This is a genomic window from Bradyrhizobium lablabi (assembly GCF_018131005.1).
Classification (GTDB): domain Bacteria; phylum Pseudomonadota; class Alphaproteobacteria; order Rhizobiales; family Xanthobacteraceae; genus Bradyrhizobium; species Bradyrhizobium lablabi_D.
Genome location: NZ_JAFCJK010000011.1, coordinates 115,095 through 128,858, shown reverse-complemented (window position 1 = coordinate 128,858; position 13,764 = coordinate 115,095). Strand labels below are relative to the sequence as shown.

Here is a 13,764-nt window from a genome sequence, read left to right as displayed (position 1 = left end):
GCAGCCGATTGTGGCTGGACCACTAAGAAGCTGATTCCAAATGATTAATTACTATTCCCGTGGTCAGGTGGTGATGCCGACGACACCTTCTGCGCAGCGGCAATTTGGTTAGCCTCGGGCGTTAATGCGGCAGAGATGGGGTAACAATCGGTAAAGAAGCGTGAGTTGGCGCTCTTTGGGGCTGTGACTATGGTCTGCCGTGACTTGGGGAGCTCAAGTGAGTCGGCCTTTGGGGGAAAATGGGCCACTTGATTTTGAGTGAAGTCGGGTAGTGGGCATTATCGGATGAAATTCAGCCGCCAAACAACGCTTCGGTCGCAAGCCACCGTGACGGGCGTCGGTGTTCATTCTGGTCTTCCAGTTAGCCTCACCTTGGGGCCGGCACCGGTTGATGCAGGTATTATTTTTATCCGCACCGGTCTCGACGGTGCCGACCGCGAAATTCAGGCCAATGTCGACGCCGTGATCGCTACTGAATTTGCGACGGTGCTGGGTGACCGCGAAGGGCCGTTGGTCTCGACAGCCGAGCACGTGCTCGCCGCATTGCGCGGCATGGGCATAGATAACGCGACAATCGAGGTCGATGGGCCCGAAGTTCCGATCATGGACGGCAGCGCTGCGCCCTTCGTGGCAGCCATCGAGCAGGCCGGTATCGTCACTCAGCCCGCCGTCCGCCGCTTCATTCAGATTCTAAAGCCGGTGCAGGTCCAAATCGGCGATTCCTTTGGCGAGCTGCGCCCGTTCGCCGGCGGGTTCCGCGCCGAAATCGAGATCGACTTTACCAATCCGGTGATCGGCCGGCAGAGCTACTCCTTCGATCTGTCCCCCGAAAGCTTCCGCCGCGAGATCGCCCGAGCCCGGACCTTCGGCTGTATGAGCGACGTGGCGCGGCTCTGGGGCGCCGGCTTTGCGCTCGGCGCCTCCTTCGAAAATACCGTGGTTTTCGATGAGACCTGCCTTCTGAACACCGAGGGCTTGCGCTACAGCGACGAGTGTGCCCGCCACAAGGTGTTGGACGTGATCGGTGACCTCACGCTGGCAGGCCTGCCGCTGCTCGGCATCTATCGCTCGGTTCGGGGTGGTCACAAGGTCAACCACGCGGTGCTGAAGGCGCTTCTTGCCGATCGCAGCGCCTGGAAGGTGGTCGAACCGGAGACCGCACGCCGGCCGGCTCGCGGCCCTGTGGAAGCGGGCGTCGGCTTGGTGGGCGGCATGATTGCGCCTGCCTACGGTCCAGACGTGTCCTGATCGGTTCGGCTCCGGCGGCCCGATTTCCGTAATATCCACAGGCGGTAACGGGGACGCCCGGTCGCCTTAATCCGGGCGAAATGGCCGCGTATCCGGTTTGTCAGCGACCATTTTTCGGCCAAAGGGACCAGCGGTTGGACGACACGCCGCCAATGGTCTTGAGATATTGAGTCCATGATCGCGGTTCATGGATGGAAGCAGGCTCCGCCGTTAACCGCATCAAAGGCGTCAGGTTTTATTGTTCATGTCGGCAAAGCGCATGGGGCTCGATCCACGCAATTTTTCTGACGTCTTCGGCCTGAAGCAGGTCGCGCGCCCGCTGCGTCTTGCGGTGGGCCTGATTGCGCTTGCGTTGCCCTTGAGCGGCTGCGGCACCGGCGCGCTGTGGGACAAGTTCCTGGCCAAGGATGACACCTTCGTCGAGGAACCCGCTGACAAGCTCTACAATGAGGGCTTGTACATGATGAACCAGAAGAAGGATCCGAAGGCCGCATCGAAGAAGTTCGAGGAAGTCGACCGTCAGCATCCTTATTCGGACTGGGCGCGCAAGTCGCTGCTGATGTCGGCCTATTCCTTTTATCAGGCCGGCGACTATGACAGCTGCATCGGTGCCGCGACCCGGTACGTGACACTGCATCCCGGCAGCCCGGACGCGGCCTACGCGCAATACCTGATCGCGGCGTCGCACTACGACCAGATCCCGGACGTCTCCCGCGACCAGGGCCGCACCGAGAAGGCGATCGCGGCGCTTGAAGAGGTGGTGCGTAAATATCCGACCTCGGAATACGCGACCTCGGCCAAGTCCAAGCTGGAGGCCGCGCGCGATCAGCTCGCCGGCAAGGAAATGGCGGTCGGCCGTTACTACATGGACAAGCGCGACTTCACTGCCGCGATCAACCGCTTCAAGACGGTAGTCACGCGTTACCAGACCACACGGCATGTCGAGGAGGCGCTATACCGTCTCACCGAGGCCTATCTGGCCATCGGCATCAACGGCGAAGCGCAGACCGCAGCGGCCGTCCTCGGCCACAATTTTCCTGACAGCCGCTGGTACAAGGACGCCTATAATTTAGTAAAGTCCGGCGGTCTCGAGCCGAGCGAGAATCAGGGTTCCTGGATCAGCAGGACCTTCAAGAAGGTAGGCCTCGGCTAGGAATTGTCCTCGCATGCTGGCGCGTCTGTCGATCCGCGACATCGTCCTGATCGAACGACTTGATATCGAATTCTCCCGTGGCTTGGCGGTGCTCACCGGCGAAACCGGTGCGGGCAAATCCATCCTGCTTGATGCATTTGCGCTGGCGCTTGGCGGCCGCGGCGATGCCGGCCTCGTCCGTCATGGCGCGGAGCAGGGACAGGTCACCGCTATGTTCGATGTCCCGAAGGGACATCCTGCGGCAAGGATACTCGCCGAGAACGGGCTCGACGATACCGAAGAGATGATCCTGCGCCGCGTGCAGCTCTCCGACGGCCGGACCCGCGCCTTCATCAACGACCAGGCGATCAGCGTGCAGACGCTCAGAGCAGTTGGTGCCGCGCTGGTCGAGATCCACGGCCAGCACGACGAGCGCGCGCTGGTCGACGCGTCTACCCATCGCCAACTGCTCGACGCGTTCGCCGGGCTGGAGAAGGACGTCGAGGCGCTGGAGGCGCTGTGGGATGACCGCCGGGCGGCAACCACCGCGCTCGACGAGCATCGCGCCGGCATGGAACGCGCGGCGCGCGAGGCGGATTATCTGCGCCATGCGTCCCAGGAACTGAAGGCGCTGGCGCCGAAGGATGGCGAGGAGACCGAGCTCGCCGACCGCCGCACCACCATGATGCAGGGCGAGAAGATCGCCACTGATCTGCGCGAGGCGCAGGAGGCGATTGGCGGATCGCATTCGCCGGTGCCGGCACTATCGGCGGCGGTGCGGCGCCTGGAGCGGCGCGCGGCCAACGCTCCTCATCTGATCGACCCCGCGGTCAAGGCGATCGACGTCGCGATCAACGCGCTGGAAGAGGCCGACCAACATCTCAATGCCGCGCTCGCCGCCACCGATTTCGATCCGGCCGAGCTCGAACGCATCGAGGAGCGGCTGTTCGCGCTTCGCGCCGCCTCGCGCAAATATTCGACGCCGGTCGACCGGCTAGCGGCGCTCGCGACCCAATACGCCAACGATGTCGCACTGATCGACGCCGGCGCCGATCAGCTGAAGAAGCTCGAAGCCGCCGCCGCCGAAGCCGACAAGCGCTATGGCGCCGCCGCGGCCAAACTGTCGGCCGCGCGCATCAAGTCGGCCGAGAAGCTCGACAAGGCGGTCAATGCCGAACTCGCGCCGCTCAAGCTCGAACGCGCCAAGTTCATGACGCAGGTCGAGAGCGACGCGAAGGCGCCGGGACCACAGGGCTTCGACCGTGTCGAGTTCTGGGTCCAAACCAATCCGGGAACAAAACCGGGACCGCTGATGAAGGTCGCGTCCGGCGGCGAATTATCGCGCTTTCTGCTGGCGCTGAAGGTCGTGCTGGCCGATCGCGGCTCGGCGCCGACGCTCGTGTTTGACGAGATCGATACCGGTGTCGGTGGCGCGGTGGCGGACGCGATCGGTTCGCGGCTGTCGCGCCTCGCCGGCAAGGTCCAGGTCATGGCGGTGACACACGCACCGCAGGTCGCCGCGCGCGCCAGCCAGCATCTTCTGATTTCCAAGGATGCGCTCGACAAGGGCAAGCGCGTCGCTACCCGCGTCAACGCGCTCGCCGCCGATCACCGCCGCGAGGAAATCGCCCGCATGCTCGCCGGCGCCGAGATCACCGCTGAGGCGAGGGCGGCGGCGGAGCGGCTCTTGCGCGGCGCGGCGTAACGGCGGCGCGCAATGATGGCCACCAAGGCAAAGAAGGCGCGGGTCGATGTTGCAAGCCTCACCAAGGCTCAGGCCAGGGTCGAGTTGACACGGCTCGCGCTGGAGCTCGAGGCGAACGACAAGCGCTATTACCAGGAGGACGCGCCCAGCATCACGGACGCCGAATACGACGCGTTGCGCCAGCGCTACAACGCGATCGAGAAGCGCTTTCCTGAGTTCGTCGCCTCGGATTCGCCGTCGCAGAAGGTCGGTGCGGCGCCGTCGGGGCGCTTCAAGAAGGTTCGTCACTCCGTCCCGATGCTGTCACTCGACAACGCCTTCGCGGAAGCGGACGTCATAGACTTCGTCGGGCGCATCGCACGTTTCCTGAAGCTGCCTGACGACAGGATCGATTTCTCTGCCGAACCGAAGATCGACGGGCTCTCGATGTCGCTGCGCTATGAAGGCGGCGAGCTCGTCACCGCCGCGACACGCGGCGACGGCGCCGAAGGCGAGGATGTCACCGCCAATATTCGCACGCTCGAGGATGTGCCGCAAAGGCTGAAGGGGCGCAACGTGCCCGACATCTGCGAGGTGCGCGGCGAAGTCTATATGACCAAGAAGGCATTTCTCGCGCTGAACGAGCGGCAGAAGGCCGCCGGCGACACCATCTTCGCCAATCCGCGCAATTCGGCCGCGGGTTCGCTGCGGCAGAAAGACCCGACGATCACCGCCTCCCGTCCACTCGGTTTCTTCGCTTATGCGTGGGGGCAAATGAGCGCGATGCCGGAGGACACGCAGAGCGGCATGATCCACTGGTTCGAGCGTTGCGGGTTCAAGACCAATCCGCTGACGAAGCTCTGTCACTCCATCGAGGAGTTGATCGCATTCCATCGCACGATCGAGGAGCAGCGCGCCGAGCTCGACTATGACATCGATGGCGTCGTCTACAAGGTCGACCGCATCGACTGGCAGGACCGGCTGGGCTTCGTGTCGCGCACGCCGCGATGGGCGATTGCGCACAAATTCCCTGCCGAGCGCGCCACGACAGTGCTGCGGGATATCGAGATTCAGGTTGGACGTACCGGCTCGTTCACGCCGGTCGGCAAGCTCGAGCCGGTCGGCGTCGGCGGCGTGATTGTGCAGAACGTCACGCTGCACAATGAGGACTATATCAAGGGCATCGGCAACAAGGGCGAGGTGCTGCGCGAGGGCCGCGACATCAGGATCGGCGACACCGTCGTGACCCAGCGCGCCGGCGACGTGATCCCGCAAGTGGTCGACGTCGTGATCGCCAAGCGGCCGAAAGACGCGAAGGAATTCCATTTCCCGAAGAAGTGTCCGTGCCCGCTGCACACCGACGTCGTGCGCGAGGAAACCGCGACCGGCGAGGAGGGATCGCGCGCCCGCTGCAGCGGCGAATTTGCCTGTCCGTTCCAGAAGATCGAGCACCTCAAACTGTTCGTGTCCCGCCGCGCCTTCGACATCGACGGTCTCGGCGAAAAACAACTGCAGTATTTCTTCGACGAGGGATGGGTGAAGGAACCGGCCGACATCTTCACGCTGCCCAAGCGCAACGCGAAACTCAAGCTGGAGGAGATCGAGGGCTACGGCGAAACCTCGGTTCGGAATCTCTTTGCTGCGATCGAGGACCGCCGCAGGATCGCGCTGGAGCGCTTCATCTACGCGCTCGGCATGCGCCACGTCGGTGAGACGACCGCGCTGGCGCTGGCCCGCGGCTACGGGTCCTGGCAGGCGTTCCACGATGCCGGGATCAAGCTCGCCAGGGATGACGAAGAGGCGATCGCCGAGATGGACGCACTGGATCAGATCGGCGACACCGTGATCAAGAGCGTCGCCGCGTATTTCGGAGAGAGCCATAATCGCGGGATCGTGGAGCGGCTGACCAGGGAGGTCGAAATTCTCGATGCCGAGAAGCCGAAGAGCAATTCGAAGGTCGCGGGCAAGACGGTGGTGTTCACCGGCTCGCTGGAGAAGATGACACGAGACGAGGCAAAGGCCACAGCGGAGCGGCTGGGTGCGAAGGCGGCGGGCTCTGTGTCAAAGAAGACGGATTATGTGGTCGCGGGTCCCGGCGCAGGCTCGAAGCTGGCCGAAGCCAAGAAGCACGGCGTGACCGTGCTGACGGAGGATGAGTGGCTAGTGCTGATCGGGGAGTGAGCCTGCTCGTCATTGCAGGGAGAGAAGCGACGAGGCAATCCACGTCTCAACTTGCGGCGGTATGGATTGCTTCGCTTCGCTCGCAATGACCCCCGGGCCTGTCCTCCTCGGCTTGCTCGATCAGCTTCTCGCTCACCACCACGTTCCGCCGCGGCACGATGAAGATCATCGTGCAGGCGCAGGCGATCGAGATCGCGAAGATCGCCGCCGTCAGCGGCAGCGTGGTCGTCGAGTGGCCGCCGAGATAGGCACCGGATTGCGAGACCAGCGACCCGATTCCCTGCTGCAGGAAGCCCATCGCCCCTGATGCGGTGCCGGCGGCCTCGGGGCGGATGCTGATGGCACCGGCGGCCGAATTGGCCATCACGAAGGCGTTCGCGACCATCACGATCATCTGGGTGCCGAACAGCCAGAGCGGGGCCTGGTTCAGCCCGGCGAAACTCCAGATCAGATTCGACAGGCTGGCGCCGAGTTGCAGCGCGAGGCCGAACCAGATCAATCCCTCCAGCGAATGTCGTGGCGCGAATCGCACGCACAGGAGATTGCCGACGAGGTACGCGAATCCCGTGGTCGCGAACCACGCACCGTATTCGGCACTGCTGCGGCCCATCTGCGTCACCACGATGTAGGGACCGCCGCCGGCGAAGGCGAAGATGATCTGCGAGGCCAGCACCTGGCACAGCATGTAGCCGACGAAGGCGCGGTCGGTGATGAGCTTGCCGATATCGCCACGGAAGCCGCCGCTCTTGGCACGATCGCGACGGGTCTCCGGCAAGGCCAGCGCGATGAAGATCGTGATCGCGAGCGACGCCCCGGTAATCAGATAGAGGATGGCGCGCCAGCCGAATGCGGTCTCCAGCAGGCCGCCAGTCAGCGGGCTCACCATCTGCGCGATCATCAAGGCGGCGACGACGAGGCTGATCATGGCGCCGACGCGCTCGCGCGGATACAGATCGCGGATGATGGCGCGGCTGATCACCATGCCGCTGGCGCCGCCCAGCGCCTGGACGAAGCGAGCGGCGATCAGCTGCGGCAGGGTTTGCGCGAAAACCGATCCCACACCCGCCAGAACCATCAGGCCAAGCCCGGCGAGCAGAACCGGGCGGCGGCCGAACTTGTCCGACAACGGGCCCATGACGAGCTGCGAGCAGGCGATGCCGACCATGTAAAGCGACACCGTCATCTGCGCGATCGAGATGTCGCGGCCAAATGTGGTTGCAAGCACAGGAAGCGCCGGAACCAGCATGTAGAGCGAGATCGGCGCCACACCCGTCATCACGACCAGCATCAGCAGCATGATCTTCGAGGTCGCGATGTTATTCGTCGCCGCGCCGGGCGGCCTGCCCATCACGCCGTGCATTTCAGGTCCGATCCAGTGTTGTGAATCGGACTGTAGCGATCCCGTCCAGGCCGAATACGGATGTTTCGGCATGCGGCCATGCGAATTCAGGAGGCGCAGATGATATTTCGTCTCGCGCAATAGCTTCCGTCATCACTCGCGAATGCGGGTGGTCGAGCATTCCAGAGGCGGACGTTGGGATACCGAGAGGCGGGGCGTACTGGGTCCCGCATTCGCGGGGACAACAATCGAGGATTACTTCAGCACCGCCGTTGCCTCGTCGAGCCACAGTTTCGTTCCATTGTCGTCGAGATGCGGGCGGACCTCGCGGTTGACGCGGGCGTGGTAGTCGTTGAGCCACTTCAGCTCGCTCTCGCTGAGCATGCCGACCTCGATCAGCCGGCGGTCGATCGGCGCGAGCGTCAGGGTCTCGAAGGCGTTCACCGGCTTCTCCGCGCCAATGATGTCGGTACCGATCACCAGTTCGAGATTCTCGATCCGGATGCCGTAGGCGTCCGTCTTGTAGTAGCCGGGCTCGTTGGACAGAATCATGCCGCGCTTCAGCGGCGTGGCGCCGAGTTTTGAAATCCGCGCCGGCCCCTCGTGCACGCTGAGATAGCTGCCGACGCCATGGCCGGTGCCGTGCTCGAAATCGACGCCGGCCTGCCAGAGATATTGCCGCGCCAGCGTGTCGAGCTGTGCGCCAGTGGTGCCGTCGGGGAAGATCGCGCGCGCGATCGCGATATGGCCGCGCAGCACGCGGGTGAAGCGGTCGCGCATCTCGTCGGTCGGCCGGCCGATCGCGATGGTGCGGGTCACATCGGTGGTGCCGTCCTCATATTGCGCGCCGGAATCGATTAGCAGGAGATCGCCGGGCTCGATCCGGCGATTACTCTTGCGCGTGACGCGGTAATGCACGATGGCGCCGTTCGGCCCGGTGCCGGCGATGGTCGGGAACGAGACGTCCTTCAGCGCGCCGGTGTCGCGGCGAAATGTCTCCAGCGCCTCGACGGTGTCGATCTCGGTGAGGCCGCCCGACGGCGCCTCACGATCGATCCAGGCGAGGAAGCGCGCCAGAGCCACGGCGTCGCGCTGGTGCGCGGTGCGTGTGCCCTCGATCTCGGTGATGTTCTTCACTGCCTTCAGCAAGCTGACCGGATCGTTGCCGCGCACCGGCTTGCCGCCGGCGCCACTGATCAGGCGGCTGAGCGCGTCCGCGGCGGTCGCACCGTCGAGCGCGATCGAGGCGCCGCGCCGGGCAAGCTCGGTCAGCTTCGGCGCCAGCGCCGCTGGCTCCTCGACATCCGCGGATCGTTCGAGATGGTCACGCGTCGCGTTGGAGAGTTTGCGGTGGTCGATGAACACCAGCGGGCGGCCGTCTTTCGGCACCAGCGCGTAGGACAGCGGCAACGGCGTATGCGACACATCGGCACCGCGGATGTTGAAAGTCCAGGCCACCGCGTGGCTGTCGGAGAGGACCAGCGCATCGACGCCAAGCTTGTTGATCTCGAGCCGGATACGCTTGATCTTCTCGGCCTCGATCTCGCCGGAATGTTGCACGCCGTGAATCGTGACGGGGCCGAGCGGCGGTGCCGGACGTTCGGTCCAGATCGAATCGACCGGGTTGCTGTCGACCGCGACCAGTTCAGCGCCGGCCTTGGCGCAGGTGGTCGCGAGCCGCTCCGCTGCCGCAGAAGTGTGCAGCCACGGGTCAAACCCTAGGCGGTCGCCGGCCGTCAGGTGCCGCGCCAGCCATTGCTCCGGCGGAGGATCAACGAGAGGCTCGACGTCCCAGGCCTTGCGGTCGACTTGCTTGCCGGCCTGCAGTGTGTAGCGGCCGTCGACAAACACCGCGGCCTGCTTCGGCAACACGATCGCCAGGCCCGCCGATCCGGTGAAGCCGGTCAGCCAGGCGAGCCGCTCCTCCGACGGGGGGACATACTCGTTCTGCTGCTGATCGGCTCGCGGAATCACGAATCCCGTCAGCTTGCGCCGCGCCAGCTCGTCGCGGAAGGCGCTGAGGCGGGCGGCGAGCGCCACCCCGCCTTCGGGGTCTTCGAATGTCTGGAAGTGGGCTTCGAACATCGCCTGGGCACTCTCTTTCGGTCGAGCATAATCTCTTCGGACAGCCGGTTGCCACTTTTCCGCAATGCGGCCGGAATCACCACAGTTTGGCATAACTTATGCTTGAATCGTGCGGGCAATGTCAGCGCAGGAAGAACGGTTTCGCCGGCGAGCCGTTCGTCGAATAAGAACAGGGAGTCCAGGAGTGTCTCAACTCAACGGCGAGGAGATACACCATGCCTGCGTTCAGCTTTGAAAAGATTTCGCCGCCGCCGGTCCACCGTGGTCCGGTTGCCCCTATCGAACAGAAGCAACGCGGTGTCATCGTCCAGATCCTGGGCCGCTTCGTCGAAGCGCGCGCCAAGCGCGCGCTCAGGAAGAGCAAGGCCGAGATCATTCGCCGTGACCCGGCGCCCAAATAGTACTGAGGTCTGGATCGCAGGTTGGACGCCATTGCGCCGGCTCGGCCAATTGGACCTTCCAGCAGAGCGTGCAGTCGCCGCCCTGCCTGCCGGAGGTGGTCATTTCGCGGCGCGCAGCAGCAGGCTGCTCCAGCCCTCGATCTTCAAATGCCGCAGCGGCACCAGCCCGCGCGCGCGATAGGCCGCGATGACGGCCGGCGCCTGGTGGGATAACAGGCCCGACAGGATCACCAGCGCTGAGGGGGCAAGATGCCGCGCCATCGGCCCGGCCAGCTGCCGCAGCGGATTGGCGAGGATGTTCGCGAGCACGAGGTCGAACGGCCCTTCCTTGGCAAATTGCGGGGCTGCGAAGCCCGTGGCGCGGATCACCTCCACAAGATGTCCGGATAGGTTCAGCCGCGCATTCTCCTTGGCGACATGCACTGAGGCCGGATCGATGTCGCTGGCGAGCACCTTGCCGTGCCGCGCCCTCGCGGCGGCAATCGCCAGCACGCCGGTCCCGGTGCCGAGATCGAGCACGCGGCGCGGCCGGCGCGCCTTCAGCACATGGTCGAGCAGCAACAGGCAGCCCCGCGTGGTGCCGTGATGACCGGTGCCGAAGGCAAGCGCCGCCTCGATCTCGATGCCGAGCTTGTTAGGCGGTATCCGTTGCCGGTCGTGCTGCCCATGGACGATGAAGCGGCCGGCCGGGACGGGGATGAGATCTTCCAGGCTGGCCTTAACCCAATCTTTAGCCTCGATTGTATCGAAGGCGATGGCCGCAGCGATATCTGGTCCTGCGGCTTGCCCGACCAGCTCGCGCAGCAGCTGCTGATCCGGCGCCTCGGCAAAAAGCACGGCGACATCCCAGCGTCCGTCCGGCCGCTCGAATGCCGCGAACGCTGCCTCCTCCTCGAAAAACGCCTCGGAGAGCGCGTCGACCGCACGCTTGGCGGCCAATTCGTCTGACAGCGTGATGCTAGCTCGGTGCGTGGAGGGGGTCATCGAATGCCGGTAGCGCAGCTTTTGCTAAAATTTCAACTTTGATTTCATTCAATTATCGCGGGAACTTATAGGTTCCCCGTTTAAGCAACCTTAGGTTCCGGCGTGCTATCTCAGGCGTGGAACCTGCAAGCATCACCTGGTTCCAGAAAAACCGAAGCACAAGGGGCAGGACTAACATGAAGGCGTTTGTCGTTAAGTTTTTCCAGGACGAATCCGGCGCTACCGCCATCGAGTACGGCCTGATCGCGGCGGGCATCGCCATCGCGATCATCACCGCGGTGAACGGCGTCGGCACCGCGTTGAACGGGACGTTCGGCACGATCAGCACCTCGCTGAAGTAACCGAACCAGCGGCAGCGTTCTCAGCGCACCGGGCGATCCCGTCGCCCGGTGTTTTTTTGCGTAAATTACGGTCTTCCGCGGGATGGCGCCCCGGACACTCGGTCCACAGGGCAGCCGGGACATATCGACAGGATATCAACAGCTTTGCCGCAGTGTCTCAGCGTGATTTCTCAACTCCTTCGCGCTTCTTGTAAGGGTCGCGAACTCGAGGAGGGATGCGAGCATCGATCAGCTCCAACGCGTCTACCATCCTCAGAATATGGTCAACCAATCCTGAAGGCGTCGCAGGAATTGCGCCCAACGTCCTGTGAACGCGGCAGAAACTGTAGTCGAAGAAGTAAAGCGCGAGGACGTGACAGCGGTTCTCGAACCGCTTGCTGAACGCGTTTGCACCCGGGAGCTATCAAAGGTATCAACAGGATATCAACCGCTTTGTCGGGGGACCAATCGACAGTTTGTCCACAGCCTCTCCACCGAGGCTTGAGCTGGTTATCCCCGCAGACAGGGTAAGCTTCTTCGCAAGGGAGGCAGGCATGGACGACAAGTCATCTGACAAGCCGATCGACGAGAAGCACACAGAGCGGTTACGGGAGGCCGCGAAGCGCGCCGCCGAGGCTCTGAAAGAGAACCCGCCGCCCGATACGTTCCCGGGCCGAAAGACACAAACGGACGGCTAAACTTAAAACTGAGAGACCAGCCAGACAGCGAGCGCGCGTTTGACGCTCCATCCACCGGTTGTTCACAGCCTATCCACCTGTTCTCCACTGCGATAACAGCGCGCGGTGGTCCGCCAGGATGGCGCGCGCCGCGTTATGGCCGGGGGCGCCAGTGACGCCGCCCCCGGGGTGGGCGCCGGAGCCGCAATGGTAGAGACCTCTGAGCGGCCCGCGGTAGTCGGCGTGGCCGAGCATCGGGCGCGCCGAGAAGAGTTGGTTCAGGGTTAGCGCGCCGTGAAAGATGTCGCCGCCGAGCAGGCCGAACTGGCGCTCCAGATCGAGCGGCGACAGGATCTGACGGCCGATCACGCTGGCGGCGAAACCGGGCGCGTACCGATCGACGGTTGCGATCATGAGGTCCGCGACTTCCTCGCGGTGGTCGTCCCAGGATTTGCCGTCGGGCAATTGCGGGGCAACATGCTGGCAGAACAGGCTCGCGACATGCTGGCCCGGCGGGCTTAGCGAGTCGTCGAGCGTCGAGGGGATCAGCACTTCGACGACGGGCGAACGGCTCCAGCCGAGGTCGTGGGCATCGCGCCATGCGCGATCCATGTAGCCGAGGCTGGGCGCAATGATAATGCCCGCGGTGAGATGATCACCAGCCCCGGGCAATGCCGCGAACGACGGCAGCGCGCCGAGCGCAACGTTCATCCGGAATGTGCCCGAGCCGTTGCGCCAGCGCGAGATACGGGTGAGAAACTCCGGCGCCAGCGCGTCCTCGGGCACCAGGCGTGTGTAGAGCAGCTTCGGATTGACATTCGAGGCGACGTATGTGGCGCGGATAGCCTCGCCATTGTCGAGGATGACGCCGGCGGCGCGATCCTTCTCGACGATCACCTCGCGCACGCCGGCCTCAGTCTCGATCTCGGCGCCGTGGCCGCGCGCGGCGCGCGCCATCGCCTGCGTGATTGCGCCCATGCCGCCGATGGCATGGCCCCAGACGCCCTTCTTGCCGTTCACCTCGCCAAAGGCATGATGCAGCATCACATAGGCCGAGCCGGCCGCGTAGGGGCTCGCATAATTGCCGACGATGGCGTCGAAGCCGAACAGCGCCTTCACCAGATCGCTTTCGAAGCGCTCGTCGAGCATGTCGCCGGCCGAACGGGTGAACAGGTCGAGCAAATTGCGCCGCTGCTCCAGCGACAACCGCCGCAGGATGTTGGCGGTGCCGATCGCGTTGAAGGCCCCGCTCATCGCGCCGATGCCGAACCCTTCGACGATGTTCGGCGGTGCGCGCAGCACGAACTGGCGCAAGACGTCGGCGATAGCCTCAAGCTCTCGCGAGAAGCGCTCGATTTCAGCGGCATCGCGACGGCTGAGTTTCGCGACCGACTCCCTGGTGCGACCTTCGCCCGTCAGCAGATAGTTGCCGTCAGGGGAGGGAAGGAAATTCTGCGCGCGGCGCTCGACGATCTTCAAGCCGTGGTTTGCAAGTTTCAGGTCAGAAATGATTTGCGGGTTGAGCAGGCTCACCGTGTAGGAGGCAACCGAATTGCGGAAGCCCGGGCAGAACTCTTCGGTGACGGCGGCCCCGCCCACCACCTTGCGGCGTTCCACGACCCTCACGCGCAGCCCGGCAATCGCGAGATAGGCCGCGCAGGTGAGGCCGTTGTGCCCCGCGCCGATGATGACAACGTCCGTTTCGTTCATGTC

Annotated in this window: 11 protein-coding genes; 7 read left to right on the top strand and 4 right to left on the bottom strand. The window is 64.1% G+C overall.

Going from position 1 to position 13,764, the window contains the following annotated elements; genetic code table 11:
• Positions 1 to 285 precede the first annotated feature (285 nt).
• The 4 genes from lpxC to ligA all read left to right on the top strand — a co-directional run bounded on the left by lpxC (position 286) and on the right by ligA (position 6,245).
• The gene (lpxC, locus tag JQ553_RS28325; protein WP_212503333.1) at positions 286 to 1,248 is read left to right on the top strand and encodes a UDP-3-O-acyl-N-acetylglucosamine deacetylase; all 963 of its coding nucleotides are present in this window, start codon (positions 286 to 288) and stop codon (positions 1,246 to 1,248) included.
• A 244-nt stretch (positions 1,249 to 1,492) separates the two neighbouring features.
• Positions 1,493 to 2,401 (top strand): outer membrane protein assembly factor BamD, encoded by a 909-nt coding sequence (locus JQ553_RS28320; RefSeq protein WP_212503332.1) that lies wholly within the window; start codon positions 1,493 to 1,495, stop codon positions 2,399 to 2,401.
• 13 nt (positions 2,402 to 2,414) lie between these two features.
• Entirely contained in the window at positions 2,415 to 4,085 is a 1,671-nt protein-coding gene (gene recN, locus JQ553_RS28315; RefSeq protein WP_212503331.1) for a DNA repair protein RecN, read from the top strand.
• 12 nt (positions 4,086 to 4,097) lie between these two features.
• A complete protein-coding gene (ligA, locus tag JQ553_RS28310; protein ID WP_212503330.1) occupies positions 4,098 to 6,245 on the top strand; it encodes an NAD-dependent DNA ligase LigA in 2,148 nt (715 codons plus the stop codon).
• A gap of 46 nt (positions 6,246 to 6,291) precedes the next feature.
• On the opposite strand, the gene JQ553_RS28305 is transcribed toward ligA, so the two are convergent.
• Complete coding sequence (locus tag JQ553_RS28305) at positions 6,292 to 7,605, bottom strand: multidrug effflux MFS transporter (RefSeq protein ID WP_212503452.1); 1,314 nt, start codon at positions 7,603 to 7,605, stop codon at positions 6,292 to 6,294.
• Positions 7,606 to 7,839: 234 nt separating this feature from the next.
• Complete coding sequence (locus tag JQ553_RS28300) at positions 7,840 to 9,669, bottom strand: aminopeptidase P family protein (protein ID WP_212503329.1); 1,830 nt, start codon at positions 9,667 to 9,669, stop codon at positions 7,840 to 7,842.
• Between the two features lie 215 nt (positions 9,670 to 9,884).
• On the opposite strand from JQ553_RS28300, the gene JQ553_RS28295 reads away from it, so the two are divergent.
• Entirely contained in the window at positions 9,885 to 10,070 is a 186-nt protein-coding gene (locus JQ553_RS28295) for a hypothetical protein (RefSeq protein WP_212503328.1), read from the top strand.
• 99 nt (positions 10,071 to 10,169) lie between these two features.
• On the opposite strand, the gene JQ553_RS28290 is transcribed toward JQ553_RS28295, so the two are convergent.
• Positions 10,170 to 11,054, bottom strand: coding sequence for a 50S ribosomal protein L11 methyltransferase (locus JQ553_RS28290; RefSeq protein WP_212503327.1), 885 nt, complete (start codon positions 11,052 to 11,054; stop codon positions 10,170 to 10,172).
• 176 nt (positions 11,055 to 11,230) lie between these two features.
• Here JQ553_RS28290 and JQ553_RS28285 point away from each other — a divergent pair, with 176 nt between their 5' ends.
• Both JQ553_RS28285 and JQ553_RS28280 read left to right on the top strand, forming a co-directional pair.
• Positions 11,231 to 11,395 carry a Flp family type IVb pilin gene (locus JQ553_RS28285; RefSeq protein ID WP_212503326.1) on the top strand — a complete coding sequence of 55 codons (165 nt, stop codon included), beginning with the start codon at positions 11,231 to 11,233 and terminating at the stop codon, positions 11,393 to 11,395.
• Between the two features lie 533 nt (positions 11,396 to 11,928).
• Entirely contained in the window at positions 11,929 to 12,072 is a 144-nt protein-coding gene (locus tag JQ553_RS28280; protein ID WP_212503325.1) for a hypothetical protein, read from the top strand.
• Positions 12,073 to 12,141: 69 nt separating this feature from the next.
• Here the strand turns inward: JQ553_RS28280 and JQ553_RS28275 are convergent, their stop codons facing one another.
• Complete coding sequence (locus tag JQ553_RS28275; protein WP_212503324.1) at positions 12,142 to 13,761, bottom strand: NAD(P)/FAD-dependent oxidoreductase; 1,620 nt, start codon at positions 13,759 to 13,761, stop codon at positions 12,142 to 12,144.
• Positions 13,762 to 13,764: the final 3 nt, after the last annotated feature.

Coding starts and splice junctions, on each gene's coding strand:
- lpxC (WP_212503333.1), top strand. CDS start 286: ATGAAATTCAGCCGCCAAACAACGCTTCGGTCGCAAGCCACCGTGACG.
- JQ553_RS28320 (WP_212503332.1), top strand. CDS start 1,493: ATGTCGGCAAAGCGCATGGGGCTCGATCCACGCAATTTTTCTGACGTC.
- recN (WP_212503331.1), top strand. CDS start 2,415: ATGCTGGCGCGTCTGTCGATCCGCGACATCGTCCTGATCGAACGACTT.
- ligA (WP_212503330.1), top strand. CDS start 4,098: ATGATGGCCACCAAGGCAAAGAAGGCGCGGGTCGATGTTGCAAGCCTC.
- JQ553_RS28305 (WP_212503452.1), bottom strand. CDS start 7,605: ATGCACGGCGTGATGGGCAGGCCGCCCGGCGCGGCGACGAATAACATC.
- JQ553_RS28300 (WP_212503329.1), bottom strand. CDS start 9,669: ATGTTCGAAGCCCACTTCCAGACATTCGAAGACCCCGAAGGCGGGGTG.
- JQ553_RS28295 (WP_212503328.1), top strand. CDS start 9,885: ATGCCTGCGTTCAGCTTTGAAAAGATTTCGCCGCCGCCGGTCCACCGT.
- JQ553_RS28290 (WP_212503327.1), bottom strand. CDS start 11,054: ATGACCCCCTCCACGCACCGAGCTAGCATCACGCTGTCAGACGAATTG.
- JQ553_RS28285 (WP_212503326.1), top strand. CDS start 11,231: ATGAAGGCGTTTGTCGTTAAGTTTTTCCAGGACGAATCCGGCGCTACC.
- JQ553_RS28280 (WP_212503325.1), top strand. CDS start 11,929: ATGGACGACAAGTCATCTGACAAGCCGATCGACGAGAAGCACACAGAG.
- JQ553_RS28275 (WP_212503324.1), bottom strand. CDS start 13,761: ATGAACGAAACGGACGTTGTCATCATCGGCGCGGGGCACAACGGCCTC.